The following is a 25,283-nucleotide window of genomic DNA, read 5'->3' as shown; positions in this document are numbered from 1 at the left end:
AGGAGGCGAGAGGTGGACATCCGCACGACGCCGAACCCCGTGATCCGCCGGGCGGAACGGGCACTGCACCGCCTGAACGCGCGCCATCCCTGGGACCACAACGCCCATTTCCACCGCTGGGTGCTGCGCTCGCTGCCGCCGGGGGCGGCGCGGGTCCTCGACGTCGGCTGCGGACGCGGCGACCTCGTGCGCGCCCTCGCCGGGCGCGTCGCGCAGGTCGACGGCATCGACCCCGACCCCCGGATGGCGCTCGTCGCCGCCGAGCGGTGCCGTGACCTCGACGGCGTCGCGATCCGCCGGCGCGGACTCGCGGCGCATGCCGAGACACTGCGGGCCGAGGGGACAGGAGGGCACTACGACGCGCTGACCATGATCGCCTCCCTCCACCACATGGAGCTCGAGCCAGCCCTCGCCCAGGCCCGCGACCTGCTGCGTCCCGGCGGGCGTCTGCTCGTGGTCACCCTCACCGTGCCCCGCACGCGCCTCGGCCTGCTGTGGGACATCGGCGATGCGCTGTCGAACCCGCTGATCGGGCTCGTGAAGCATCCGCGCCCCGTGCGGGATCCCGTCCCCGGGCCGAGCATCCCGGTCCAAGACCCGGCATGGTCGCACGAGGAGCTGCGCGAGCGGTCCCGGGAGATCCTGCCGGGGGCCGTGCTGCACCGGCGCGAGGGCTTCCGCTCGACGCTGCGGTGGCAGAAGCCGATCTGACGCCTCTGCCCTGTCGCCGCGCCCGCCGAGCCGGGGCGCGGTGCGCCGCGACACCGCGCGTCGGAGGACGGGCCGTCGGGCGTCGGCCCAGGTGCCGGCCCGGGCGCCGGCTCAGGCGCGGTGCGCGGCGATGACCTCGCCGAGGCGGGCGACGGCGTCCTCGATCACGGCGGGGGAGTGGGTGACGAAGCTGAGCCGCATCGTGGAGCGGTCCGCATGGTCGGCGTAGAAGGACCAGCCGGGCAGATAGGCGACCCCGGCCTCGACGGCGTCGGCGAGCATCTCCTGCGCGTCGTAGCCCTCGCCGAGCGCGGCCCACAGGAACATCCCGCCCTCGGGACGGGTCACGTGCGCTCCGTCCGGCAGCACCGGGGCGATCGCCGCGGACATCGCGTCGCGCCGCTCGCGGTAGACGGCGCTGACCCGGGCGACGTGGGCGTCGAGGTCCACGGTCTCGAGATAGCGGGCGACCATCAGCTGGTCCACCACGGAGGACTGCATCGAGATCGCGGCCTTCGCCACGGCGAGGGTGTCCAGCACCGGACCCTCCGCGCGCATCCAGCCGATGCGCACGCCGGGGCTCATCAGCTTGCTCATCGAGTTCAGCAGGATCGTCCGCTCGCCCATGCCGGGCAGCGCCGCGATCGGCGCCCAGGTGCTGCCGGTGAAGCTCAGGGCGCCGTAGGGATCGTCCTCGATCAGCGGCACGTCCGTGCGCTGCAGCACCTCGGCGACCGCCTGGCGTCGCTCGAGCGGCATCGTGCGCCCGGTCGGGTTCTGGAACGTGGGGATCAGGTACACCATCCGCGGGTGGTGGGTGCGGATCGCCTCCTCGAGCGCCTCGGGGATCACGCCGTCGTCGTCGGTGTCCACCCCGATCATCCGCGCGCCGTGCACCGCGAAGGCCTGGACCGCGGCGAGATAGGTCGGTGACTCCACCAGCACCACGTCACCCGGCTCGAGCAGGGCCTGGGCGACGACGAACAGCCCCTCCTGGGAGCCGGACGTGACGCGGATCTGCGAGGCGTCGGTGGGGAGGTCGCGCGAGACGCGGCGCGCGGCCTGCTCGCGCAGCTCGAGCTCGCCCTCGCTGACCCCGTACTGCAGCGCGCGATCGCCCTGCTGGGAGAGCACCCAGTCGTAGCAGGCGGTGACCTCCTCGAGCGCGAACAGCTCCGGGTCCGGGATGCCGCCGGCGAAGGAGACCACGTCCTCGCGAGCGGCGAGGGCGAAGATGTCCTTGAGCGGGGAGGACTCCATCCCCGCGTAGCGCGCGGCGACGGGGAAGCGGAACGGTGCGGAGCTCGGGGGCGTGGTCATCGCCCCATCGTGTCACGCAGGCCGCACGGGAGCAGGCGGCGTCGACGTGAGATCCGCCCGGCCCGGCGGCCGGCGTCCGTGGTGGGGTCCGTGGTGGGGACTGCGCCGGGCCGCGCCGGACGGTGACGGGGTCGTCGGTCTGCGACGACGGCGACCGTCCCGCGCCCGTCGGCCCGAGCCCGCCCGCCCGCCCGCCCGCGCCCCTGGCCACGCCGCGCCGCGGCGAGGACACTGGGGGGATGGATCCGGGCGGTCAGGGCACGACGACGACGCGGCTGCGCAGCGCGGGCAGCGTCTTCGCCGAGGAGGAGGCCGAGGTGCTGTGCGCGGCCGCCCGCGACGGCGCCGAGCTCGAGGCGATGACCCGTCGGCGCGAGGCGGGGGAGTTCCTCGAGCACGTGGTGGGGCGGGTCGAGGTGATGGGGGAGCAGCTCGCGGTCGCGCCCGGGGTGTTCGTGCCGCGACGGCGCACGGCCCTGCTGATCGCCGAGGCGGTGCGGGAGGCACGCGCCCGGCGCGCGCCTCGGGTGCTCGAGATGTGCGCGGGCGCCGCGCCCGTCGCCGCGCTCGTGGCTCGGCGCGTGCCCGGAGCGCGCGTCCACGCCGCCGACGTCGACGCCGCGGCGCTCGCCGTGGCCCGGGAGAATCTGCCGCCGGGCGCCGGCCTCCACCACGGCGACGGCTGGGCGGCGCTCCCACCGGGCGAGCGCTTCGACGTGATCGCCGCGGTCCCGCCCTACGTGCCGCGGGAGAGCCTCGCCCTGATGCCCCGGGAAGTGCGCGAGCACGAGCCGCTCCTGGCGCTGCTCGGCGGGCAGGACGGGCTCGACCACGTGCGCACGCTGCTCGACGGGGCGGCCGACCGCCTCGGCCCCGGCGGCGTGCTGCTCCTCGAGCTGCATCGCGGGCAGTGCCGCGCCGCGGCCGAGGCCGCCCGCGCCACCGGGCGGCTCGGGGCGGTGGACCAGGTGCTCGGCGAGGACGGCAGCACCGCCGTGCTGCGCGTGCGGGCGCTGCCCGACGGCCCCGCCCCCTCCTCCGCCGCGACGCGGGAGACGCCCTCCGACCTCGTGCTGCTGCGACGGGTCCGCGACCGGATGGACCGCGAGCACGACCGCCCGCTGGACGTCGAGGCGCTCGCCGCCGGGGTGCATCTCTCCGCCGGCCACCTCAGCCGCCGATTCCGGGAGGAGTTCGGGGAGTCGCCCTACTCCTATCTCATGACCCGCCGCATCGAACGGGCGATGACGCTGCTGCGCAGCACCGACCGCAGCGTCACCGACATCTGCCTGGACGTCGGCTTCAGCTCGCTCGGCACGTTCAGCACCCGCTTCAAGGAGCTCGTGGGCGTGCCGCCGAGCACCTACCGCGGCGAGGGCGCCGAGGTGCTCGAGGGGATGCCGCCCTGCATCGCCCGACGGGTCTCCAGACCGGTCAGGAATCGAGAAGCGCCCGGCACCTCCGCGTCATAGCGTTCTGCCCATGACCACAACGCCCAGGCCCGCCCTCGCCATCCACTCCAGCTTCCTGCCCCACACCGACCCCGAGGCATCCCTCGCCTTCTACCGCGACGTGCTCGGCTTCGAGGTGCGTCTCGACGTCGGCGGCGGCCCGATGCGCTGGATCACCGTGGGTCCGGTCGGCCAGCCCGACACCGCCTTCGTGCTCCACCCCCTGCTGGAGGGGAACGGGATCACCGCGGAGGAGCACGCCGCGCTGCGCTCCGTGATCGCCAAGGGCGCCTACTTCGGCGCGAACCTCGCCGCGACCGACCTCGACGCGACCTACGCCGCGCTCGAGGCCGCCGGGGCCGAGATCGTCCAGGAGCCCGTCGACCAGGACTACGGGATCCGCGACTGCGCCGTGCGCGACCCCGCCGGGAACCTCATCCGCATCCAGCAGACCGCCGACTGAACGACCCGAGCCCGACCCCAGGAGGACCACCATGGGCAGAGACGCCGACGACACCCCCGGCACCTTCAGCGCCGCCGAGAAGGAGGCGATGCGCGCCCGCGCCGAGGAGATCCGCGCCGAGAAGGCCCAGGGCCGCGGCGCGAAGAAGCGCGAGAGCGACCGCACGAAGCTCGAGGAGCTGATCGCCGGCCTGCCCGAAGGGGACCGCCGCGACGCGCAGCGCGTCCACGAGATCGTCTCCCTCGTCGCCCCGCAGCTCGATCCCCGCACCTGGTACGGCATGCCCGCCTGGGCCCTCGACGGCGAGGTGCTGTGCTTCTTCACCCCGTCCTCGAAGTTCGACGAGCGCTACTCCAGCTTCGGCTTCAACGCCGCCGCCCGCCTCGACGAGGGCAGCATGTGGCCGACGGCCTTCGCGGTCGCGGAGGTGGACGACGCCGCCGCCGAGCGGATCGCACAGCTCGTCACGCGCGCCCTCGGCGACTGACCGACGGGGCCCGGCACGACGGCGGCGACGCCCCGTGCCGGGCCCCGCGGTGCCGCCTCACTCCCAGCGGAACAGCGCCCCGGCCACGACCGTCCCGACCACCACGGCGCCGACGAGCGCGGCCAGGGCCTGGCCGGGAAGGGGCTGGCCCGCCCATGCCGCCGCGAGCGCGTCCACCCCCGCGCCGAAGGGGAGCAGCGCGCCGATCTCGGCGAGCGGCCCCGGCAGCGAGTCGCGCCCTCCGAACATGCCGCCGAGCGCGCCGAGACCCAGGAAGCCGAGCAGCCCGATGGCGGTCCCGGCGCTCGGGGACGGGGCGACGGCGGCGACGATCATCCCGGTCGCGTACATCGCGGCGGCGGTGAGGGCCAGGGCGAGCAGCGCCGACCCCAGGCGCAGCGGGGGATTCGCGCCGAAGGCGAGGGCCGCCACGGCGGCGGCGACGAGGATCCCGAGCGCCGCCTGCACCGCCGAGACGATCGTCTGGGCGAGCAGCACCAGCACGGGGGAGGCCGGGGTCACCGCGAGGCGGCGCAGGATCCCGGACTTGCGGTAGTAGGCCAGGAAGCTCGGCATGTTCAGCACGCCCACGAACGCCAGCACCATCACCAGCACGAGCGGCAGCACGTACAGGTCCAGCACGGTGCGGCCGGCGACGATCTCCTGGTGGCTCGCGCCCGCGGCGCTCGTGAGCAGGATCAGCAGCGGGAGGGCGAAGGGCGTGACCAGTCCCGCCACGTCGCGGGCGACCATCCTCCCCTCGGCGCGGACCATCATCATGAGCGCCCGCGCGCCGGGTCGTCGGGGGCGCGGCGCGGGTGCGGCGGGGGAGGCGGTGTCCTGGGCGGCGGTCATCGGAGGGTCTCCTGTGCGTGGGGGCGTGCTCCCGGTCAGGTCGACGAAGGCGTCCTCGAGGGACGCGGCGCCTGCGGCGGCGGTGACCTCTGCGGGCGTGCCCGCGGCGATCTCCCGTCCTGCCCGGAGCAGCACGATCCGGTCGCACAGGCGCTCCACCTCGTCCATCGCATGGCTGACCAGGAGGATGGTCGTGCCCTCGGCGTGGAGCGTCTCGAGGGTGCGCCACATGCGCCTGCGCGCCGCCGGGTCGAGGCCCGTGGTGAGCTCGTCGAGGATCAGCACGCGGGGCCGGCCGATCATCGCCAGCGCCACCGAGACCCGCTGCTGCTGGCCTCCGGAGAGGCGCTCGAAGCGGGTCGCCGCCTGCTCGCGCAGCTCCACCAGGTCCAGCAGCTCCTCGCGGGGGCGCGGGCAGGGGTAGAAGCTGCCGTACAGGTCCACGAGCTCGCCGACGGTGAGGGCGCCGTGGAGGAAGCTCTCCTGGAGCTGGACCCCGAGCACCTGCCGCAGGGCGGCGCGGTCGCGCACCGGGTCCAGGCCGAGCACGGAGATCCGTCCGGAGTCCGCACGGCGCAGTCCGGCGACCAGCTCGACCGTCGTGGTCTTCCCCGCGCCGTTCGCGCCGAGGGCGCCGAGGGTCTCTCCACGCGCGACCTCCAGGTCGAGCCCGTCCACGGCGGGGCGCCCGCGATAGCTCTTGCGCAGCCCGACGATCCGCACCGCCGGGTCCTGCCTGCTGTGTCCGTCCATGCCTCGACGCTAGGGAGGGGGCCGTGCGCGGCGCCGGTGCCGCCGGTCACCGGCTCGAGGTCCGCGGACCATGACGATCGGCACGGGCGGTCCCCGAGCCGCCGCCCTACGCTGGGGCCATGCCGTGGTTGAGGACGGAGGGCTGGGCCGGGGCGGTGATGCTGGTGGTCGCCGTCGGCGTCTCCCTGCCCGCGCTGCTGGGGGCGATCGAGTCCGCGCTTCCCCGCCCGGTGTGGTTCCTGCTCCTGGTGGCGTACCTGCTGGGCTTCGGGGCCATGGGGGTCGTCGGCCGGCCGTGGTGGGAGCGCGCCTCGCTCGCGGTCGCGGTGCTGTGCTCCTGGGCGCTGATCCTCTCGACGGCCGGAGGCGGACTGATCCAGGTGCTCGTGGTGCTCACGGCCGCCGCGAGCGTGTACGTCGTCCCGGCGCCGGCCACCGCCGTGATCATCCTGCTGAACACGGGGGTGGTCGCGGCCTCAGTCCAGCTCGCCCACGGCGACACGATCGAGACGCTGATCCTCTCGTCGTTCTATCTGCTGATCCAGGTCGCGAGCGCCTTCAGCACCGCGACCCTGCTGCGCGAGGTGCGGATGCGCACGGAGCTCGCCCGCGCCCACGTCGAGCTGCGCGCGGCGGCCGTCCTGCTGGAGCAGTCGGCACGGACCGCGGAGCGGCTGCGGATCTCCCGTGAGCTGCACGACCTCATCGGGCACCAGCTCACGGTCCTCACCCTCAGCCTCGAGGCCGCCCGCCACCTCGAGGGCGAGGAGTCCGCCCGCCAGGTCGAGCGCGCCGACCGGGTGGCCCGGGAGCTGCTGGGCGATGTGCGCGCGACGGTGGGGGAGATGCGGGAGCGGTCCACGGAGCTCGGCGCCGCCCTGCGCGGGATGGTCGAGGGGCTGCCCGGGCTGGACGTCGTGATCGAGACCGATCCCGGGCTGAGACTCGGGGAGAGCGAGCAGATCGCACTCATCCGCCTCGCCCAGGAGACGGTGACCAACACGCTGCGCCATGCCGAGGCCACGCGGCTGCGGATCGAGGTGAGCGCCCAGGACGGCGACATCGTGCTGCTCGCCCGCGACGACGGCGCCGGGGCCGGGGAGCTGGCGCTCGGGAACGGGCTCCGGGGACTGCGCGAGCGCTTCGAGCAGCTCGGCGGGGAGATCACCATCGACCCGGGGCCCGGCTTCATGGTGCGCGGACGGCTGGCGGGCTCATGACGCGGGTGATCGTCGCCGACGACCAGGCCCTCGTGCGCGAGGGGATCCGGACCCTGCTCGAGGTCGCCGGCATCGAGGTGGTCGCGGAGGCCGAGGACGGTGCGCAGGCGGTCGCGGTGATCGAGGAGCACGCGCCCGAGGTCGCGCTCATGGACCTGCGCATGCCGCGCCACGACGGCATCTGGGCGCTCGAGCAGCTGCGCGAGCAGGGCACCGCGGTGCCGGTGCTGGTGCTGACCACCTTCGACGACGACCAGCTGGTGCTGCGCGCCCTGCGGGCGGGGGCACGCGGCTACCTGCTCAAGGACGTCACCATCGCGCGGCTCGCCCATGCGGTCGGCGTCCTCGCCGACGGCGGCACGCTCATGTCCCCCTCGGTCACCGACTCGCTGCTGCGCGCCCTCCGCGACGGGACGGCCGAGCGCGAGGTGCAGGAGGCGCCGCTCCAGGCGCTCACCGTGCGGGAGATCGAGGTGCTGCGGCTCGTGGCGGAGGGCTGCAGCAACCGGGAGATCGCCGAGGTGCTGCATCTCGCCGAGGGCACCGTGAAGAACCACCTCTCGGTGATCCTGCAGAAGACCGGCTCCCGGGACCGCACCAGCGCGGTGCTCCGGGCGCTGCGCGAGGGGCTGCTGGGATGAGCAGGGCGGCACGACGGGAGCGGGCAGGGGCGCGGTGAGCGGGCGGGCACGAGCCCGGACGAGACCGGGCCGCATCTCCCTGAGCAGGGAGGATGCGGCCCGGATGCTGGAGCGGGCGACGGGAATCGAACCCGCGTAATCAGTTTGGAAGACTGAGGCTCTACCATTGAGCTACGCCCGCATGCGGCCCCTATTGAACCAGATCAGAGCCGTCCGAGCACATCCGGCGTGGCCGGGACGACATGCATCTGCTCACAGGGCCCCGGGCGCTCCCCGCCGCCGCACGGGCGGAACGGGTAATATCCCCTGGGTTGCCCTCCGGGGTGTAGCTCAGCTTGGTAGAGCACCCGCTTTGGGAGCGGGAAGTCGCAGGTTCAAATCCTGTCACCCCGACTCCGCCGCCGGGTCGCCGCCGCGCGAGCTCCGGGGCGCCACCAGAAACGTCCATCCGATGTCCATCTACAGGGAGACCTGACCAGTGAAGACCGAGTCCGAGAAGCTCAGCCCCACCCGGGTGAAGCTCACCGTCGAGGTGCCCTTCGACGAGCTCAAGCCCGCCGTCGAGGCGGCCACCACGAAGATCGCCGATCAGGTGCAGATCCCCGGCTTCCGCAAGGGCAAGGTCCCCTCCAAGCTCGTCGAGCAGCGCTTCGGCCGCCCCGCGATCATGCAGGAGGCCGTCAACGACGCCCTGCCCGACTTCTACCAGCAGGCCGCGGCCGAGGCGGAGCTCAAGCCCGTCGGCCGCCCCGAGGTCGAGGTCACCGAGGTGCCGGGCCTGGACGGCTCCGAGGAGGGCAACCTGCTCTTCACCGTCGAGCAGGACGTCCGCCCCGAGATCGAGCTGCCCGACTTCGCCTCCTACGAGGTCGAGATCGAGGAGCCCGAGGTCGACGCCGACGCCGTCCAGGTGCGCCTGGACGAGCTGCGCGAGCGCTTCGGCACCCTCGTGGGCGTGGACCGCCCGGCCGAGGACGGCGACTTCGTCTCCGTCGACATGATCGCCACCATCGACGACGAGGAGATCGAGTCCGTCGAGGGCGTCTCCTACCGCATCGGCGAGGGCAACATGCTCGAGGGCCTCGACGAGGCGCTCATCGGCCTGTCCGCCGAGGAGTCCACCACCTTCGTCTCGAAGCTCGCCGGCGGCGACCGCGCGGGCGAGGAAGCGCAGGTCAAGGTCACCGCTCAGTCCGTGAAGGTGCGTGAGCTGCCCGAGGCCGACGACGAGTTCGCCGAGATGGCCTCCGAGTTCGACACCATCGACGAGCTTAAGGAGGACCTGAAGGTCCAGGCCGAGAAGGACGCCGAGGGCAACCGCGTGGCGCTCGCCCGCAACGCCCTGCTCGAGAAGCTCCTCGAGGAGCTCGAGATCCCCGTGCCCGAGCAGCTGGTCGAGGACGAGATCCTCTCCCACCTGCAGAACGAGGGCAAGGAGGCCGGCGACCCGCACGGCGAGGAGATCCGCGAGGACACCGAGAAGGCGATCCGCGCCCAGTTCGTGCTCGACGAGATCAACGGCACCCGCCAGGTCGACGTCGACCAGAACGACCTCATGAGCTACATGACGCAGCTCTCCGCGCAGTACGGCATCGAGTCGAACCAGCTGCTGCAGATGCTCGCCCAGTCCGGCCAGCTCGAGCAGATCTTCGCCGAGGTGCAGCGCTCCAAGGCGCTCGACGTGGTCCTCGCCGACGTCACCGTCAAGAACGCGAAGGGCGACGTGCTCGACCTCGGCCTGAAGGCCGAGCAGGCCGACGACGCCGAGCAGGCCGAGGACGCCGAGGAGAAGCCCGCCGCGAAGAAGGCCCCGGCGAAGAAGGCTCCGGCCAAGAAGGCTCCGGCCAAGAAGGCCGCTGCGGCCGACGAGGCCGCCGCCGACGAGTCCGCCGAGGACGCGGAGGCCGAGAAGCCCGCCGCGAAGAAGGCTCCGGCTAAGAAGGCCCCCGCCAAGAAGCCGGCCGCCAAGAAGGCGGCTGCGAAGGACGAGGCCGCCGCGGACGAGACCGCCGAGTGACCCTCCGCCGCTGACGGGGCCCCGCCCCGCACGGCAGATCGAACGGGCCGTCACCCCTTCTCGGGGGTGGCGGCCCGTCGGCGTCGGTGGGAGACTGCCAGTCCCGGCGAGCGCCGGGGACCGCCCACGCCCGGGAGCGACCCATGGCACCGCAGCGACCCGACCGTCCCGAGGACCCCGCCGCGGCCGGCGCGCAGGCCCCGCAGGGCAGGGTCACCTGGGGGTTCACCGCCTCGCTCGACGGCTTCATCGCGGGGCCCGAGCACGACATGGCCTGGCTCGAGGCCTGCCCGCCCATGGACGGCGAGGTCGTGGCGCGGCTCGCCGAACCCGTCGGCGTGATCATCTCCGGCCGGCGGGGCTACGACGCCGCGGTCGCGCAGGCGGCCGAGCGCGGCGAGCTGACCTCCGAGGCTTACGGCGGGGCCTGGGGCGGGGTCGAGATCGTGCTGACCCATCGGCCCGAGGAGCTCGCCGGCGATCCCTCGGTGACCGCCCTGGACGTCGACGTGGCCGAGGCGATCCGTCGCGCCCACGAGCTCGCGGACGGCAAGGACGTGCAGATCATCAGCGCCGACATCGCCCGCCAGGCCCTCGAGCTCGACCTCGTCGACGAGCTGCAGATCTTCTCCGCGCCGGTGATGCTCGGCGACGGGACGCGCGCCTTCTCGGTGCCCGGCGGGCGGCGGATCGACTGGGAGCTGGTCGGGTCGATCCCCGGCGCGGAGGCCGGATTCGGCCGCCTCTACCGTCCCCGCGGGACGGCGGGGAGCGGCGCAGCGGCCGGATCGAGCGGGGCCGGATGGACGGGCACGGCCCGGCTCCCGCGAGGGGAGCCGGGCCGTGGGCCGAGGAGCCGGTGGCTCAGCGGTAGGTGACGAAGCCGATCGGGTTGCCCCAGATGGAGCGCTCGACGACGCGCTGCTTCGAGCCGGAGGCGTCGATGATCTGGCCGTTGCCGGCGTAGATCGCGACGTGGCCGGACCAGGCGACGATGTCGCCGGGCTGGGCCTGCGACTGGGAGATCCAGCGGCCGCCGTTGGCGATCTGGCCGGAGGTGCGCGGCAGCGAGATGCCGGCGGCCTTGTAGGCGTAGTTCACGAGGCCCGAGCAGTCCATGCCGCCGAGGGAGGAGCCGCCCCAGGAGTAGGGGGTGCCCACGGCGGAGCGGGCCGCGTTCACGATGGTGCTGGAGGAGCCGGAGGAGGAGCTCGAAGCGCTCGAGGAGGGGGCGGAGGCGCCGCCGGTGGAGACGCCGCCGTTGAGGGCGGCGCGGGTCTTCGGGCCGACGACCCCGTCGACCTGGAGGCCCTTGGAGGACTGGTAGTCCTTGACCGCCGCGTGGGTGCGCTTGCCGAACACGCCGTCGACCGCGAGGCCCGCGCCGTTCGAGTTCAGCGCCGACTGCAGCTCCTGCACGGCGCCGCCGCGGGAGCCCCAGCGGAGCTTCTGGGTGGAGTTCAGGGCGGCCGACGGGGCGACCGAGGGGGCCGCGTCGGCCGTGGCCGGAGCGGCGGCGGCCGGAGCGGCCGGGGCGCTCGGGGCGGCGGGCGCGGCCTGGGCCGAGGCGCCGGTGAAGGCGGTGCCGAGGACCACGGTGCCGAGGACGGCGGCGCCGCCGAGCCCGCGGGCCGCGGTGCCGGCCTGGCGGGTGGGGAGCTGGGCGCGGACGGGGAGACGGTGGGAGTTGTGCTGAGCCATGATGAGCGGGAGTTCCTTCCGATCCCGACCGGGGGCCGGGGGCATTCCTGCGGGATGTCGCGACCTCTGGGGTCGGGGTGGTGACTTCAAGGTAAGAGCGATCCGGGGCCCATCTGAAGGCGCTTGGCAGACCCGGATAACGCTCTTTGTCTGTTTTTTACAGATCGGCAGGAAGTCGTGACCGACTCTCGCCCCACCTTGACGAACCCGGGGGCGGGGCGCCACAGGGGCTGCGGCGCCGCGCCAGTGCGCCTGCGGCGAACAGGGCCCGTCACCCTCCCGCCCAGCGCCTAGAGTCGACGCATCGACGATTCCCGCGATCAAGGAGCCCCCGTGACCTCTCAGACCCCGCAGAGCAGCCAGCCCTCCGCGCCCCGTGACGCGGCCGGCGATTCCCCGATGGGCCTCGACGACAACGTCTACCAGCGCCTTCTGCGCGAGCGCATCGTGTGGCTCGGCTCGGAGGTCCGCGACGAGAACGCCAACGCGATCTGCGCCAAGATCCTGCTGCTGGCCGCCGAGGACCCGGACAAGGACATCTACCTCTACATCAACAGCCCCGGCGGCTCGATCACCGCGGGCATGGCCATCTACGACACGATGAAGTTCGTCAAGCCGGACATCGTGACCGTCGGCATGGGCATGGCGGCCTCGATGGGCCAGTTCCTGCTCTCTTCCGGCACGAAGGGCAAGCGCTACGCGACCCCGCACACCCGCGTGCTCATGCACCAGCCGCTCGGCGGCCTCGGCGGCACCGCCACCGACATCCGCATCCAGGCCGACCTCATCCTCTCGATGAAGAACCAGCTCGCCGAGCTGATCGCCGAGCAGACCGGCAAGAGCGTCGAGCAGATCCACGCCGACTCCGACCGCGACCACTGGTTCACGGCGGCGGAGGCCCTGGAGTACGGCTTCATCGACAAGATCGTCGCCGGCTCCGGCGACGTCACGGGCGGCGGCGGCACCGACAGCTGATCGCCCCCTCCAGAACCTTCCGACACCTTCGAGACCAGGAGACCCCGTGACCTTCGATCCCCGCACCATCGGCGCGCTGCCCATGGCCCAGGCCGGCGCGCAGCCCGCCGCCGCCGCTCAGATGCCGACCTCCCGCTACGTGCTGCCCCAGTACGAGGAGCGCACGCCCTACGGCTTCAAGCGCCAGGACCCCTACACCAAGCTCTTCGACGACCGCATCATCTTCCTCGGCGTGCAGGTGGACGACGCCTCGGCCGACGACGTCATGGCGCAGCTGCTCGTGCTCGAGTCCCAGGACCCGGACCGCGACATCACGCTGTACATCAACAGCCCCGGCGGCTCGTTCACCGCGCTGACCGCGATCTACGACACGATGCAGTACATCAAGCCCGAGATCACCACCGTGTGCCTGGGCCAGGCGGCCTCCGCCGCCGCCGTGCTGCTCGCGGCCGGCGCCCCCGGCAAGCGGCTCGCGCTGCCGAACGCGCGCATCCTCATCCACCAGCCCGCGATGGGCGGCGAGGGCGGCGGCGGCCAGGCCTCCGACCTCGAGATCCAGGCCAACGAGATCATGCGCATGCGCGAGTGGCTCGAGGAGACCCTCGCCCACCACTCGGGCCGCACCAAGGAGCAGGTGAGCGCCGACATCGAGCGCGACAAGATCCTCACCGCGCAGGGCGCCCTCGAGTACGGCCTGGTCGACCAGGTGCTCACCTCCCGCAAGGAGCCGCGTCCGGCGCTCGGGCGCTGACGATCCGGCGGGCCGCCGCGACGGCTCCGCCGCACGACGATCGACCACGACGGCCCCGCTGCGGCGGGGCCGTCGTTCTGCCCACAGCGAGCCTGCGCGGTCACGCGAGGAGCGGCGGGTAGGCTGGACGGACCTGAGCGCCGAGGAGGAGGACAGCTGTGGCACGTACGAGCGAGAACGGAGACGTTTTCAAGTGCTCCTTCTGCGGCAAGTCGCAGAAGCAGGTCGAGCGCCTGATCTCGGGGCCGGGGGTGTACATCTGCGAGGAGTGCATCGAGCTGTGCAACGAGATCATCGCCGAGGAGATCCAGGCCGCTCAGCCCGCCGCCGAGGAGCAGGCCCCGCTGCCCGCCCCGCGCGAGATCTTCGACTTCCTCGAGGAGTACGTGGTCGGTCAGGAGCCCGCCAAGCGCGCCCTCGCCGTCGCGGTCTACAACCACTACAAGCGCGTGCGTGCGCAGGATGCCGAGCAGACGGCCCCGAACGCGAAGAGCGCCGCCGCGACCCTCGCCGAGGAGGCGAGCGACGACCACGAGGACATCGAGGTCTCCAAGTCCAACGTCATGCTGGTGGGCCCCACCGGCTGCGGCAAGACCTATCTCGCCCAGACCCTCGCCAAGATGCTCGACGTCCCCTTCGCCATGGCGGACGCCACCGCGCTGACGGAGGCCGGCTACGTCGGCGAGGACGTCGAGAACATCCTGCTGAAGCTCCTGCAGGCCGCGGACTACGACGTGAAGAAGGCCGAGCGCGGCATCATCTACATCGACGAGGTGGACAAGATCGGCCGCAAGGCCGAGAACCCCTCGATCACCCGTGACGTCTCCGGCGAGGGCGTGCAGCAGGCGCTGCTGAAGATCCTCGAGGGCACGGTCGCGGCGGTGCCCCCGCAGGGCGGGCGCAAGCACCCCCATCAGGAGTTCATCCAGATCGACACGACGAACGTGCTGTTCATCGTGGCGGGCGCCTTCGCCGGCATCGAGGACATCATCGGCTCCCGCATCGGCAAGCGCGGGATCGGCTTCGGCTCCGAGCTGCACTCCCCGCTCGCGCAGGAGGCGCTGTACTCGAAGCTGCTGCCCGAGGACCTGCTGAAGTTCGGCCTGATCCCCGAGTTCATCGGCCGTCTGCCGGTGATCACGAGCGTCTCGAACCTCGACCGGGAGGCGCTGATCACGATCCTCACCGAGCCGCGCAACGCGCTGGTGAAGCAATACCGCAAGATGTTCGCGCTGGACGGTGTCGAGCTCGACTTCGAGCGCAGCGCCCTGGAGGCCATCGCGGACAAGGCGGTCGAGCGGGAGACCGGTGCGCGCGGCCTGCGCGCCATCCTCGAGGAGTCCCTCCAGCCGGTCATGTTCGAGGTCCCCTCGAGGGACGACGTGGTCAAGGTGGTCATCACCGAGGGCGTCGTGACCGAGGGTCGGGCGCCTCTGATGCTCACCGGCAAGGACGCGGACCGCGAGCACGAGAGCGGTCGGCAGGAGCGCACCGCATGAGCGCATCCGGCCACGCGGGCGCCCCGCGCGAGGCGGACGTCGCCCGGGCCCGGGAGCTGCTGGGCGAAGAGCGGCGCAGCATCGACAACATCGACGCCGCCCTCGTGCACCTGCTCGCCGAGCGCTTCTCCCACACTCAGCGCGTGGGCCTGCTGAAGGCCGAGCACGGCCTGCCGCCGGCGGATCCGGCGCGGGAGCAGCAGCAGATCGAGCGACTGCGCTCCCTCGCCGACGCCGCGGGGCTGGACCCCACCTTCGCCGAGGCGTTCATGCGCTTCATCGTCACCGAGGTGATCCGCCACCACGAGCGGATCCGCCACGAGGGCGCCGCCGGGGCCTGACGCCCCCAGCGGGTCCGCGCCGCCCCGCCGACGGGTCCGCATTGCCCTGCCGGTCGGTCGGCCGCGGGTCTGCCCGCCCGAGCCGCGCCGGGACCTCGCGGACCGCGCCCTTCGGGCCGAAACCGCTGATAGCATCGGGGACATGGCTCGAAAGACGTTCCTCGACTGGCCGGTGATCCGGCAGCTTCGCGGGGCGGATCCGACGGGACGCGGCACCGCCGTCACGTCCCCGCGGACCCGCAGCACGATGCCGCGCACCGCGGAGGCGGACGGTGTCGTCGACAGCGTCTGCCCGTACTGCGCCGTCGGCTGCAGCCAGCGCGTCTTCCACAAGGACGGACGCGTCATCAACATCGAGGGCAACCCGGACTCCCCGGTCTCCCGGGGCCGGCTGTGCCCGAAGGGCGCCGCGAGCGAGCAGCTCGCGAACTCCTACCTGCGCCAGACGAAGGTCCGCTACCGCCGCCCCTACGGGACCGAGTGGGAGGACCTCGACCTCGACACCGCGATGGACATGATCGCGGACCGCTTCCTCGAGGCGCGCCGGAAGCACTGGGAGGACGAGGACGAGCAGGGCAACCCCCTCCGGCGGACGATGGGCATCGCGAGCCTCGGCGGCGCGACCATCGACAACGAGGAGAACTATCTGATCAAGAAGTTCTTCACCGCCGCGGGCGCCATCCAGATGGAGAACCAGGCCCGCATATGACACTCCGCCACGGTTCCCAGTCTGGGAGCCTCGTTCGGTCGTGGCGGTGCCACGAACACGGTGCAGGACTTCGCCAACGCTGACCTCATCGTCATCGAGGGCTCGAACATGGCCGAAGCCCATCCGGTCGCCTTCCAATGGGTGATCGAGGCGCGCAAGCGCGGCTCCCGGGTCATCCACGTCGACCCGCGGTTCACACGCACCTCCGCCAACGCCGATCGGCACATCCCGATCCGCACCGGCACGGACATCGTGCTGCTCGGCGGCGTGATCCGGCACGTGCTCGAGAACGAGCTGTACTTCAAGGAGTACGTGCAGGCGTACACCAACGCCTCGACGCTCATCTCCGAGGCGTACGGCGACCCCGAGGACCTCGACGGCCTGTTCTCCGGCTACGACCCGGAGACCGGCACCTACGACAACACCACCTGGGCGTATGCGGGTGATCCCGACGCGATCGCGCGCGGCCTGCCCGAGCGGGACGAGACCCTGCAGCACCCCCGCACCGTCTTCCAGATCCTGAAGCGTCACTACGCGCGCTACACCCCGGAGATGGTGCAGGAGACCTGCGGCATCGCTCCGGAGGACTTCGAGTACCTCGCGAGTTCGATCGCGGAGAACTCGGGCCGCGAGAAGACGACGATGTTCGCCTACGCGCTGGGCTGGACCCAGCACCAGGGCGGTGCGCAGATGATCCGCACCTCCGGCATCCTCCAGCTGCTCATGGGCAATATGGGACGCCCCGGCGGCGGCATCATGGCGCTGCGCGGACACGCCACCATCCAGGGCTCCACCGACATCCCGACGCTCTACCACATCCTGCCAGGCTACCTTCCGATGCCGAAGGCCGGACAGGACGACTTCGACGAGTACACGCGACTGGTGGGGAAGAAGGAGCAGAAGGGCTTCTGGGCCAATGCGGACATCTACACGATCAATCTGCTGAAGGCCTGGTGGGGGAAGCACGCCACCGCCGAGAACGACTGGGCGTATCACCACCTGCCCCGGCTCACCGGCGCTCACGGCACGTACCAGACCGTTATGCGGATGCTCGAGGGCGGGGTCGACGGATACTTCCTGTTCGGCCAGAACCCCGCTGTCGGCTCGGCCAACGGGCGTATGCAGCGTCTGGGCCTGACGCACCTGAAGTGGATGGTGGTGCGCGACTTCTACATGATCGAGTCGGCGACCTTCTGGAAGGACGGACCGGAGATCGAGTCGGGGGAGCTCTCCCCGGAGCAGATCGGCACCGAGATGTTCTTCCTCCCGGCCGCGAACCACACCGAGAAGGCCGGGTCGTTCACGCAGACCCAGCGCATGGTGCAGTGGCGCGACCAGGCCGTCGAGCCGCCGGGCGACGCGAAGAGCGATCTCGAGTTCATGTACGAGCTGGGACGCCGCGTGCGGGAGAAGCTCAAGGACTCCTCCGACCCTCGCGACCGGCCGATTCTCGAACTGACCTGGGATTATCCCGTCAACGAGCACGGCGAGCCGGACGCCGAGGCGGTGCTCGCCGAGATCAACGGCCGCCACATCTCCGGTGAGAGGGCCGGGCAGCCGCTGGCCTCCTTCGGGGAGATGAAGGACGACGGCTCCACGAGCGGAGGCTGCTGGATCTACTCCGGCGTCTACGCGGACGGGATCAACCGTGCCCGGAAGCGGACACCCGGTCAGGAGCAGGACGAGACCGCCGCCGAATGGGGCTGGGCCTGGCCCGGGAACCGACGGATCCTCTACAACCGGGCCTCGGCCGATCCCGAGGGCCGCCCGTGGAGCGAGCGGAAGAAGTGGGTCTGGTGGGACGAAGAGACCGGGACATGGACCGGGAAGGACGTGCCCGACTTCCCGCCCACGAAGCGTCCCGACGACCCCGGGGACCCGGGCAAGGGCGGCGTGGCGGCGCTGGCGGGGAACGATGCGTTCACGATGCAGTCCGACGGGCGCGGATGGCTCTTCGCGCCGACCGGCATGGTGGACGGGCCGTTGCCGACCCATTACGAGTCGCCGGAGTCGAACATCCCCAATCCTCTGTACCCCCAGCAGTCCAATCCCACCCGCGTCACCTTCCAGGACGAGGACAACCTCAGCTCGCCGGGCGCGTCGGCGCAGGGCGGTGAGGTGTATCCGTACGTGTTCACCACCTACCGGATCACCGAGCACCACACCGCCGGCGGCATGAGTCGGTTCCTGCCCTATCTCTCCGAGCTCCAGCCGGAGATGTACTGCGAGGTCTCCCCGGAGCTCGCCGCGGAGATCGGGCTCGAACCCTACGGGTGGGCGACGATCATCTCGGCCCGCAACGCGATCGAGGCGAAGGTTCTGGTCACAGAGCGGATGACCCCGCTCCACGTGGGCGGGCGCACTGTCCACCAGATCGGCCTCCCGTTCCACTGGGGCCGCGGCAGCGCCGCGGTGGTGCAGGGCGACGGGGCGAACGACCTGATCGGGATGAACCTCGACGCCAACACCCAGATCCAGAACAGCAAGAACAACTCGTGCACGATCCTGCCCGGGCGCCGCCCCCGCGGGCCGGGCCGTGCCGAGCTGGTGGAGGAGTACCGCCGCAGGGCCGGGCTGATCCCCGCGCTGCACCCGCAGGTCGACGGGGCCGAGGGTGCTCCCGGTGCCGGCCCGGCCACGGGCGGGACCCCGCACGAGGTGCGCGGTCCGGAGGAGGCCACCGCCGTGCCCACAGGGGAGCCGTCGATGAAGGAGATGAGGAACCGATGAGCCTGCTCGCCGGACCGGAAGGACCCTCCGCGGACGCGGGATGGGACCACGACCACGAGCGCAAGGGGTTCTTCACCGACACCTCCATCTGCATCGGCTGCAAGGCCTGCGAGGTGGCGTGCAAGGAGTGGAACCGCAACCCGATCGACGGCAACCTCGAGATCCTCGGCTCGAGCTACGACAACACCGGCGAGCTCGGCGCGAACACCTGGCGCCATGTCGCCTTCGTCGAGCAGGGCCAGGAGCGGATCGAGGAGGCGCGGGAGTCCGGGCGCAAGCTCGTCAGCCTCGGCATGCCGGGGATCGGCCCGAAGTCCTCCGGCAAGCGGGGCGCGACCCCCGCCGGTGACCTCTCGGACGTGGACCGCACCCCGCCGGACACCCCCGAGTTCCGCTGGCTGATGTCCTCGGACGTGTGCAAGCACTGCACCAACGCCGGCTGCCTGGACGTCTGCCCGACCGGTGCGATCTTCCGCTCCGAGTACGGCTCCGTCGTGGTGCAGCAGGACGTGTGCAACGGCTGCGGCACCTGCGTGAGCGCCTGCCCCTTCGGCGTCATCGAGCGCCGCGACGACGGGACCGTCTCCCCGTTCGCCGTGCGCGAGGAGGAGGACCCTCGCCGCAACACCGCGAGCAAGTGCACGCTGTGCTACGACCGGCTGGTCGACGGCGAGCAGCCCGCCTGCTCCGCCACCTGCCCCACGCAGTCGATCACCTTCGGCGACCACCCCGATCTCACGGCCGACGCGAAGCAGCGGGTCGCGGACCTGCACGAGCGCGGCATGACCGAGGCGCGGCTGTACGGCGCGAACCCCAAGGACGGCGTGGGCGGCACCGGCTCGGTGTTCCTGCTGCTGGACGAGCCCGAGGTGTACGGCCTCCCGCCGGACCCGCAGGTGCCCACCAAGGCGCTGCCGAAGCTCTACGCCCGCACCGGCATCGCGGCCGCGGGGATGGTCGCGGCCGTCGCGCTGTCCTTCCTGGGGGCGCGTCGATGAGCATCACCGAGTACGACGCGGACCGTCCGCCGGAGAAGCCCCGCCGGCGCGGCGGAGGGAAGCGCCGACGCCGCCGCGGCCTCGGCGAGGTCGGGATGGGCGACGGCTCTCGCGAGGGCGCCGTCGTCGAGGACGTCGAGATCGAGCGGTCCGAGCAGTACGACTCCTACTACGGTCGGCCCGTGGTCAAGGCGCCGCCGTGGAAGGCCCCGATCGCCGTCTACCTGTTCCTCGGCGGCGTCGCCGGCGGCTCGGGCCTGCTGGCCTTCGGGGCGCAGTGCACCGGTCGCCCGGTGCTGCGCCGCAGCGCGCGCCTCACGGCGCTCGGCACCGTCGGGCTCGGCACCCTGGCGCTCATCGAGGACCTCGGCCGCCCCGAGCGGTTCCTGAACATGATGCGCACGGTCAAGGTCACCAGCCCCATGAGCCTCGGCACCTGGGTGGTGGGAGGCTTCGCCTCGCTGTCCGGTGTGCTCGGCGCGCGCGAGGTCGACCGCCTGGCGGGGGAGAAGCTCCCGCTCGGGGCGCTGCGCCCCCTGCTCAGGGCCGCCGAGGGACCGGCCTCCCTCGGCCAGGTCGCCCTCGCCCCCCTGCTCGCCTCGTACACCGGCGCGCTGCTGGGCAACACCGTGGTCCCCACCTGGGAGGCCGGCCGCGGCCACCTCTCCTACCTCTTCGCCTCCTCCGCGAGCCTCGCCGCGGGCGGCGCCGCGATGGTCACCACCCCCGTCGCCGAGTCCGCTCCCGCCCGGCTCCTCGCGGCCGCCGGGGTCGCCGGCGACGTGGCGAGCATGCACCTGATGAAGGAGTCGATGCACCCCCTGGAGCGGGAGCCGCTCGAGACCGGGACCCCCGGCAAGCTCCTGACCTGGGCGGAGCGCCTCGCGATCGCGGGCGGCATCGGCACGCTCCTCGGCGGGCGCAGCCGTGTCGTCGCCGCGGCGAGTGGTGCCGCGCTGCTGACCGCCTCGGCCCTGACCCGCTTCGGAGTGCTGAACGCCGGGCTCGAGTCCGTGAAGGACCCGCGCCGCGTGATAGAGCCGCAGAAGGCGCGCCTGGCGGCCCGCCGCGCCGCCGGCATCACCGACGACTCGATCACCACTGCCGGCTGAACGGGCAGGCCCGGGGCGCAGTCAGCGGACCTGGATGCCCTCACCGGGAACGGTCTCGCCGATCACCGGATACCCGGGCACCTCGCCGATCACCAGCAGGCCGCCCGAGGTCTGCGCGTCGGCGAGCAACAGCAGATCGTCCTCGTCGATGCCGGGGCCGGCCTGGACCGCATGGCGCACCCACTCGAGGTTCCGCCGCGTCCCGCCGGAGACGAACCCGTCCCGCAGCGCCTCCGCCGCACCGTCGACCAGGGGCACCGCCGCCCGGTCCAGGATCATCCCGACCCCGGACGCGCGGCCCATCTTGTACAGGTGGCCCAGCAGGCCGAAGCCCGTCACATCGGTCGCGGCGCGCGCCCCGGCCTCGAGCGCAGACTTCGAGGCGTCCCGGTTCAGGGTCGTCATCACCTCGATCGCGGCGGGGGAGGCCTCGCCGGTGGACTTCATGCGGTTGTTCAGCAGGCCCACCCCGAGCGGCTTGGTCAGCGTGATCGGCAGGCCTGCCTCCGCGGCGTCGTTGCGCAGCAGACGGTCCGGGCGGGCGGTGCCGGTGACGGCCATGCCGTACTTGGGCTCGGGATCGTCGACCGAGTGCCCGCCGATGACCGGCACCCCGGCCTCCGTCGCGATCGCGAGACCGCCGGCGAGCACCTCCTGCAGCAGCTCGTAGGGCAGGACCTCGCGGGGCCAGCCGACGAGGTTGATCGCGACCACGGGGTCGCCGCCCATCGCGTAGATGTCGCTGAGCGCGTTCGCGGCCGCGATCCGGCCCCAGTCGTGGGCGTCGTCGACCACGGGGGTGAAGAAGTCCGCGGTGGAGAGCACGGCGGTGTCGCCGTCGGGCCCGCCGATCCGCACGGCGGCGGCGTCGTCCCCGTCGTCCAGGCCCACGATCACCTGGTCGTACTGCTGCCCGGCGAGGGAGGAGACGACCTCCTCGAGCTCGCCCGGCGGGATCTTCGAGGCGCAGCCGCCTCCGTGCGCCATCGTGGTCAGGCGGATCTCGGGGCGGGCCAGGGGCTGGATGGGGGAGTCGCTCATGTCCCGACCCTAGCCCGGGCCGCCCGGGGAGGGCGAGCGTCGTCCCAGGTCCGGCGGTGATATCGTCGCCCGCGGAGGCGTACGTGTCCTGGTGGGCGCCCCAGTCTTCAAAACTGGTGAGACCGAGCATCTCGGTCTGGCGGGTTCGATTCCCGTCCGCCTCCGCCAATACTGCCGTCCGCCGCCGGGCGGACGCTCCGATCCCGTGCGCAGGAGGTCCCGTGCCCCAGTCCCCGAGCGGCGCGGAGGACCCGCGTCGGCGGATCCCGCGCACGGACCGCCTGCTCGCCCTGCCCGAGGTCGTCGCGGCGAGCGGCGCGATGGGGGAGCGCGTGGTGCACGACCTGGTCCGCGCCGCCCAGGACCGGGCCCGCCGCGGCGAGATCGCCCCGGAGGACGTGGCCGCCGCGGTGCTCGCCTCCCTCGGGGAGCACAGCGCCTCCTCGCTGCGCCCGGTGCTGAACGCGACCGGCGTCATCGTCCACACCAACCTCGGCCGGGCCCCGCTCTCGGCCGCGGCCCGGCAGGCGGTCCAGGACGCCGCCGGGTACACCGACGTCGAGTTCGACCTCGCCACCGGCGCCCGCTCCCGCCGCGGCGCCGGCGCGCGGGCCGCGCTGCTGGCCGCCTGCCCCGCGGCGGAGGACGCGCTCGTGGTGAACAACGGCGCGGCCGCGCTGCTGCTGGCCACGACCGCGCTCGCCGCGGGCCGCGAAGTGCTGTGGAGCCGCGGGGAGCTCGTCGAGATCGGGGCCGGGTTCCGGCTCGCGGAGCTCGTCGCCTCCGCCGGGGCGCGGGTGCGAGAGGTCGGCACCACCAACCGCACCCATGCGAGCGACTACCGCGAGGCGCTCACGGCCGGCGCCGGCGGGGAGCAGGGCGCCGCCGCCCCGGGGCCGGGCGCCGCCGCCCCGGGACCGGGCGCGCAGCCGGCTCCCGCGGACGAGTCGCCCGTCGGCGCGATCCTCAAGGTCCACACCAGCAACTACCGCATCGAGGGCTTCACCAGCGAGGTCGGGATCGCCGAGCTCGCCGCGCTCGCGCACGAGCACGGACTGCCGCTGATCGCCGATCTCGGCTCGGGACTGCTGCGCCCCGAGCCCGCGCTGCCCGACGAACCCGATGCCGCCTCGGCCCTCGCCGCGGGGGCCGACGTGGTCATCACCAGCGGCGACAAGCTCCTCGGCGGTCCTCAGGCCGGGATCCTGCTGGGCCGACGCGAGGTGATCGCGCGCCTCGCCCGCCACCCGCTGGCCCGTGCGGTCCGCGCCGACAAGCTCGCGCTCGCCGCGATCGAGGCGACCCTCGCCGGTCCCGTCCCGCCCGTCCTCGCGGCGCTGCGCACGGACCCGGACACGCTGCGGGAGCGGACCGACGCGCTCGCGGCCCGGCTCGGCGGCCGCACCGTCGCCCATGACGGCCGCGTCGGCGGCGGGGGAGGCGCCGAGGTGCCGCTGCCCGGCTGGGCGATCGCGCTCGAGGAGGAGCTGGCCGCGGAGCTCCGCACCGGGGACCCGGCCGTCGTCGGCACCGTCCAGGGCAGCGCCTGCCTGCTGGACCTGCGCTGCGTGCCCGCCGAGCACGAGGACACGCTGGTCGGCGCCGTCGCCGCGGCGCGGGAGCGGCTGCGCGACCGCGACAACCGCCGTCGCCCCGAGGACGCCTCCGCTCAGGATCCTGCGCGATGATGCAGGTCATCGCCACCGCCGGGCACGTCGACCACGGCAAATCCACCCTGATCCGCGCGCTGACCGGCATCGAGCCGGACCGCCTCGCCGAGGAGAAGCGGCGCGGCCTCACGATCGACCTCGGTTTCGCCTGGACCGTCCTGCCCTCCGGCCAGGAGGTCTCCTTCGTCGACGTGCCCGGCCACGAGCGGTTCCTCGGCAACATGCTCGCCGGCATCGGCCCCGCCCCCATCGTCTGCTTCGTCGTCGCGGCCGACGAGGGCTGGCAGGCGCAGTCCAGCGACCACCGCGACGCCGTCGCCGCCCTCGGCATCGACCAGGGCCTGCTCGTGATCACCCGCGCCGACCTCGCTCCCGACAGGGTCCCGGAGGTCATCGCCCAGGCCCGCACGGAGCTCGCCGGCACCGGACTCGCCGCCGCGCCCGCTCTAGCGGTCTCCGCCGTGACCGGGGAGGGGATGGACGCGCTGCGCGTGCAGCTCGACGAGCTCGTCGCCGCTGCACGCCGTCCCGACCCCGGGCAGCGGGTGCGGCTATGGGTGGACCGCGCCTTCACCGTCTCCGGCGCCGGCACCGTGATCACCGGGACCCTCGCCGCCGGCACCCTGTGCCGCGAGGACCGGCTGGAGCTGATCGGCACGCACGGCGGTGCGGAGCCCGGGGGTGAGGGGACCGAGGTGCAGGTCCGCGGTCTGCAGTCCCGCGGCGGAGGGCTCGCCGAGCTCGGCCCCGTCAGCCGCGCCGCGGTGAACCTCCGCGGTGTCGACGCGGAGCAGGTCGGTCGCGGCGACGCGCTGATCACCCCCGGGGCGTGGCACCTCAGCACCCAGGTCGACGTGCGCCGCACCACCGGCGAGGACCTCGCGGGCGCCCCGGGCGAGCTGATCGCCCACCTCGGCACCGCCCAGGTCACCGCGCGGGTGCGCCCCTTCGGCGAGGAGCATGCCCGGCTCACCCTCGAGCGGCCGCTGCCGTTGGCCGTCGGCGATGCGCTCGTGCTGCGCGGCAGCGGCAGCCACGCTGTGCGCAGCGGGGTTCGCGTCCTCGACGTCGACCCGCCCGCCCTGGCGCGGCGCGGCGACGGCCGCCGGCGCCAGGCCGTGCTCGAGGCGATGCCCGCGGGCGGGGACCTCGCCGGGGAGGTCGCACGCCGCGGCGCCGTGAGCGAGCAGGTGCTGCGCCGCTACGGCCTCGCCGTCCCCGAGGAGCTGCCCGACGGGGTGGAGCGCCGCGGCGAGCAGCTCGTCGACGCTCGGGCGCTCGCCGACTGGCGGGAGATGCTGACCGCCCTCGTCGCCGAGGCCGTGCAGGCCGATCCGCTCTCCGCCGGCCTGCCCCGCAAGGCCGCCGCCGACGCGCTGGCGCTGCCCGCCCCGGAGCTGCTCGACGCGGTCGTGGCCGCCGCCGGCCTCACGCTCGAGGCCGGCCGGGTGAAGGACCCTGCCGCCGTCGCAGGTCTCGGCGCCGCCGAGTCCGGGGTCACACAGCTCGAACGACGGCTCGCCGAGACGCCCTTCCGCGCCCCGGAGGCCGAGGACCTCGCCGCTCTCCGCCTCGGCGCCCGCGAGCTCGCCGCCGCCGCGGCGCAGGGCCGGCTGCTGCGGCTGCCCGACGAGGTCGTGCTGCTGCCCGCCGCGCCCGCGCTCGCGATGCGGGAGCTGGCGCGGCTCGAGCAGCCCTTCACCACCAGCGAGGCCCGCCAGGCTCTGGGGACGACGCGCCGCGTCGCGATCCCGCTGCTCGAGCATCTCGACGGCCGCGGCTGGACCCGTCGCGTGGACGCCGGGCACCGGGAGATCGTGCGCTGAGCGCGGGCCGTG

At 73.2% G+C, this 25,283-nt stretch carries 21 protein-coding genes, 3 tRNA genes and 1 pseudogene; 20 read left to right on the top strand and 5 right to left on the bottom strand.

Annotated features, from left to right (window positions below; genetic code table 11):
• The first annotated feature begins 12 nt into the window (after positions 1–12).
• On the top strand, positions 13–711 hold the full coding sequence (locus tag DS079_RS02215; protein WP_126984632.1) for a class I SAM-dependent methyltransferase: 699 nt from the start codon (positions 13–15) through the stop codon (positions 709–711).
• A gap of 111 nt (positions 712–822) precedes the next feature.
• Here DS079_RS02215 and DS079_RS02210 read toward each other — a convergent pair whose 3' ends face one another.
• Complete coding sequence (locus tag DS079_RS02210; protein ID WP_126984631.1) at positions 823–2,031, bottom strand: aminotransferase-like domain-containing protein; 1,209 nt, start codon at positions 2,029–2,031, stop codon at positions 823–825.
• 239 nt (positions 2,032–2,270) lie between these two features.
• Between DS079_RS02210 and DS079_RS17675 the strand changes: the two are divergent.
• The 4 genes and pseudogenes from DS079_RS17675 to DS079_RS02190 form a co-directional block, all read left to right on the top strand.
• Positions 2,271–2,780: pseudogene (locus tag DS079_RS17675) on the top strand (methyltransferase domain-containing protein); the annotation flags it as partial.
• 264 nt (positions 2,781–3,044) lie between these two features.
• The gene (locus DS079_RS02200; RefSeq protein WP_040367546.1) at positions 3,045–3,503 is read left to right on the top strand and encodes a helix-turn-helix transcriptional regulator; all 459 of its coding nucleotides are present in this window, start codon (positions 3,045–3,047) and stop codon (positions 3,501–3,503) included.
• Positions 3,504–3,513: 10 nt separating this feature from the next.
• The gene (locus DS079_RS02195) at positions 3,514–3,945 is read left to right on the top strand and encodes a VOC family protein (protein WP_010551281.1); all 432 of its coding nucleotides are present in this window, start codon (positions 3,514–3,516) and stop codon (positions 3,943–3,945) included.
• Between the two features lie 31 nt (positions 3,946–3,976).
• Entirely contained in the window at positions 3,977–4,432 is a 456-nt protein-coding gene (locus tag DS079_RS02190) for a DUF1801 domain-containing protein (protein WP_126984630.1), read from the top strand.
• Positions 4,433–4,489: 57 nt separating this feature from the next.
• Here DS079_RS02190 and DS079_RS17295 read toward each other — a convergent pair whose 3' ends face one another.
• The gene (locus DS079_RS17295) at positions 4,490–6,040 is read right to left on the bottom strand and encodes an ABC transporter ATP-binding protein/permease (RefSeq protein WP_241237515.1); all 1,551 of its coding nucleotides are present in this window, start codon (positions 6,038–6,040) and stop codon (positions 4,490–4,492) included.
• A gap of 119 nt (positions 6,041–6,159) precedes the next feature.
• Here DS079_RS17295 and DS079_RS02175 point away from each other — a divergent pair, with 119 nt between their 5' ends.
• Positions 6,160–7,260 (top strand): sensor histidine kinase, encoded by a 1,101-nt coding sequence (locus DS079_RS02175; RefSeq protein ID WP_100199741.1) that lies wholly within the window; start codon positions 6,160–6,162, stop codon positions 7,258–7,260.
• The gene (locus DS079_RS02170) at positions 7,257–7,901 is read left to right on the top strand and encodes a response regulator (protein ID WP_126984629.1); all 645 of its coding nucleotides are present in this window, start codon (positions 7,257–7,259) and stop codon (positions 7,899–7,901) included. Before DS079_RS02175 ends, DS079_RS02170 begins: the two co-directional genes overlap by 4 nt.
• 107 nt (positions 7,902–8,008) lie before the next feature.
• Here DS079_RS02170 and DS079_RS02165 read toward each other — a convergent pair.
• A tRNA-Gly gene (locus DS079_RS02165) sits at positions 8,009–8,082 on the bottom strand.
• A gap of 138 nt (positions 8,083–8,220) precedes the next feature.
• Here DS079_RS02165 and DS079_RS02160 point away from each other — a divergent pair.
• The 3 genes from DS079_RS02160 to DS079_RS02150 all read left to right on the top strand — a co-directional run bounded on the left by DS079_RS02160 (position 8,221) and on the right by DS079_RS02150 (position 10,796).
• Positions 8,221–8,294, top strand: a tRNA-Pro gene (locus DS079_RS02160).
• Between the two features lie 85 nt (positions 8,295–8,379).
• Complete coding sequence (tig, locus tag DS079_RS02155) at positions 8,380–9,918, top strand: trigger factor (protein WP_126984628.1); 1,539 nt, start codon at positions 8,380–8,382, stop codon at positions 9,916–9,918.
• A 143-nt stretch (positions 9,919–10,061) separates the two neighbouring features.
• Positions 10,062–10,796, top strand: a complete 735-nt coding sequence (locus tag DS079_RS02150; RefSeq protein WP_241237514.1) for a dihydrofolate reductase family protein — start codon at positions 10,062–10,064, stop codon at positions 10,794–10,796.
• On the opposite strand, the gene DS079_RS02145 is transcribed toward DS079_RS02150, so the two are convergent.
• Positions 10,783–11,619 carry a C40 family peptidase gene (locus DS079_RS02145; RefSeq protein ID WP_126984627.1) on the bottom strand — a complete coding sequence of 279 codons (837 nt, stop codon included), beginning with the start codon at positions 11,617–11,619 and terminating at the stop codon, positions 10,783–10,785. The two genes, DS079_RS02150 and DS079_RS02145, sit on opposite strands and share 14 nt — an antisense overlap.
• A gap of 399 nt (positions 11,620–12,018) precedes the next feature.
• Here DS079_RS02145 and DS079_RS02140 point away from each other — a divergent pair, with 399 nt between their 5' ends.
• The 7 genes from DS079_RS02140 (at position 12,019) to nrfD (ending at position 20,734) form a co-directional block, all read left to right on the top strand.
• Complete coding sequence (locus DS079_RS02140; RefSeq protein ID WP_050815762.1) at positions 12,019–12,594, top strand: ATP-dependent Clp protease proteolytic subunit; 576 nt, start codon at positions 12,019–12,021, stop codon at positions 12,592–12,594.
• Positions 12,595–12,676: 82 nt separating this feature from the next.
• Positions 12,677–13,345, top strand: coding sequence for an ATP-dependent Clp protease proteolytic subunit (locus DS079_RS02135; protein ID WP_040367550.1), 669 nt, complete (start codon positions 12,677–12,679; stop codon positions 13,343–13,345).
• A gap of 158 nt (positions 13,346–13,503) precedes the next feature.
• Entirely contained in the window at positions 13,504–14,844 is a 1,341-nt protein-coding gene (clpX, locus tag DS079_RS02130) for an ATP-dependent Clp protease ATP-binding subunit ClpX (protein WP_010551292.1), read from the top strand.
• Complete coding sequence (locus DS079_RS02125; protein ID WP_126984626.1) at positions 14,841–15,185, top strand: chorismate mutase; 345 nt, start codon at positions 14,841–14,843, stop codon at positions 15,183–15,185. Before clpX ends, DS079_RS02125 begins: the two co-directional genes overlap by 4 nt.
• Before the next feature lie 142 nt (positions 15,186–15,327).
• Positions 15,328–18,624, top strand: a complete 3,297-nt coding sequence (fdnG, locus tag DS079_RS02115) for a formate dehydrogenase-N subunit alpha (protein WP_241237513.1) — start codon at positions 15,328–15,330, stop codon at positions 18,622–18,624.
• On the top strand, positions 18,621–19,622 hold the full coding sequence (locus tag DS079_RS02110) for a 4Fe-4S dicluster domain-containing protein (RefSeq protein ID WP_126984624.1): 1,002 nt from the start codon (positions 18,621–18,623) through the stop codon (positions 19,620–19,622). The genes fdnG and DS079_RS02110 overlap by 4 nt, the downstream gene beginning before the upstream one ends.
• Positions 19,619–20,734, top strand: coding sequence for an NrfD/PsrC family molybdoenzyme membrane anchor subunit (gene nrfD, locus DS079_RS02105; protein WP_126984623.1), 1,116 nt, complete (start codon positions 19,619–19,621; stop codon positions 20,732–20,734). The genes DS079_RS02110 and nrfD overlap by 4 nt, the downstream gene beginning before the upstream one ends.
• A 21-nt stretch (positions 20,735–20,755) precedes the next feature.
• Here nrfD and selD read toward each other — a convergent pair whose 3' ends face one another.
• Positions 20,756–21,775, bottom strand: a complete 1,020-nt coding sequence (gene selD, locus DS079_RS02100) for a selenide, water dikinase SelD (RefSeq protein WP_126984622.1) — start codon at positions 21,773–21,775, stop codon at positions 20,756–20,758.
• 73 nt (positions 21,776–21,848) lie between these two features.
• Here selD and DS079_RS02095 point away from each other — a divergent pair.
• The 3 genes from DS079_RS02095 to selB all read left to right on the top strand — a co-directional run bounded on the left by DS079_RS02095 (position 21,849) and on the right by selB (position 25,271).
• Positions 21,849–21,943 (top strand) — tRNA-Sec (locus DS079_RS02095).
• A gap of 53 nt (positions 21,944–21,996) precedes the next feature.
• Positions 21,997–23,463, top strand: a complete 1,467-nt coding sequence (locus tag DS079_RS02090; protein ID WP_126984621.1) for an L-seryl-tRNA(Sec) selenium transferase — start codon at positions 21,997–21,999, stop codon at positions 23,461–23,463.
• Complete coding sequence (gene selB / locus DS079_RS02085) at positions 23,463–25,271, top strand: selenocysteine-specific translation elongation factor (protein WP_206516130.1); 1,809 nt, start codon at positions 23,463–23,465, stop codon at positions 25,269–25,271. Before DS079_RS02090 ends, selB begins: the two co-directional genes overlap by 1 nt.
• The last annotated feature ends 12 nt before the right edge of the window (positions 25,272–25,283 follow it).

The organism is Brachybacterium paraconglomeratum (assembly GCF_003994255.1).
Classification (GTDB): domain Bacteria; phylum Actinomycetota; class Actinomycetes; order Actinomycetales; family Dermabacteraceae; genus Brachybacterium; species Brachybacterium conglomeratum.
The sequence above is the reverse complement of the archived record's forward strand: the minus strand, read 5'-3'. Positions and strand labels throughout refer to the sequence as shown.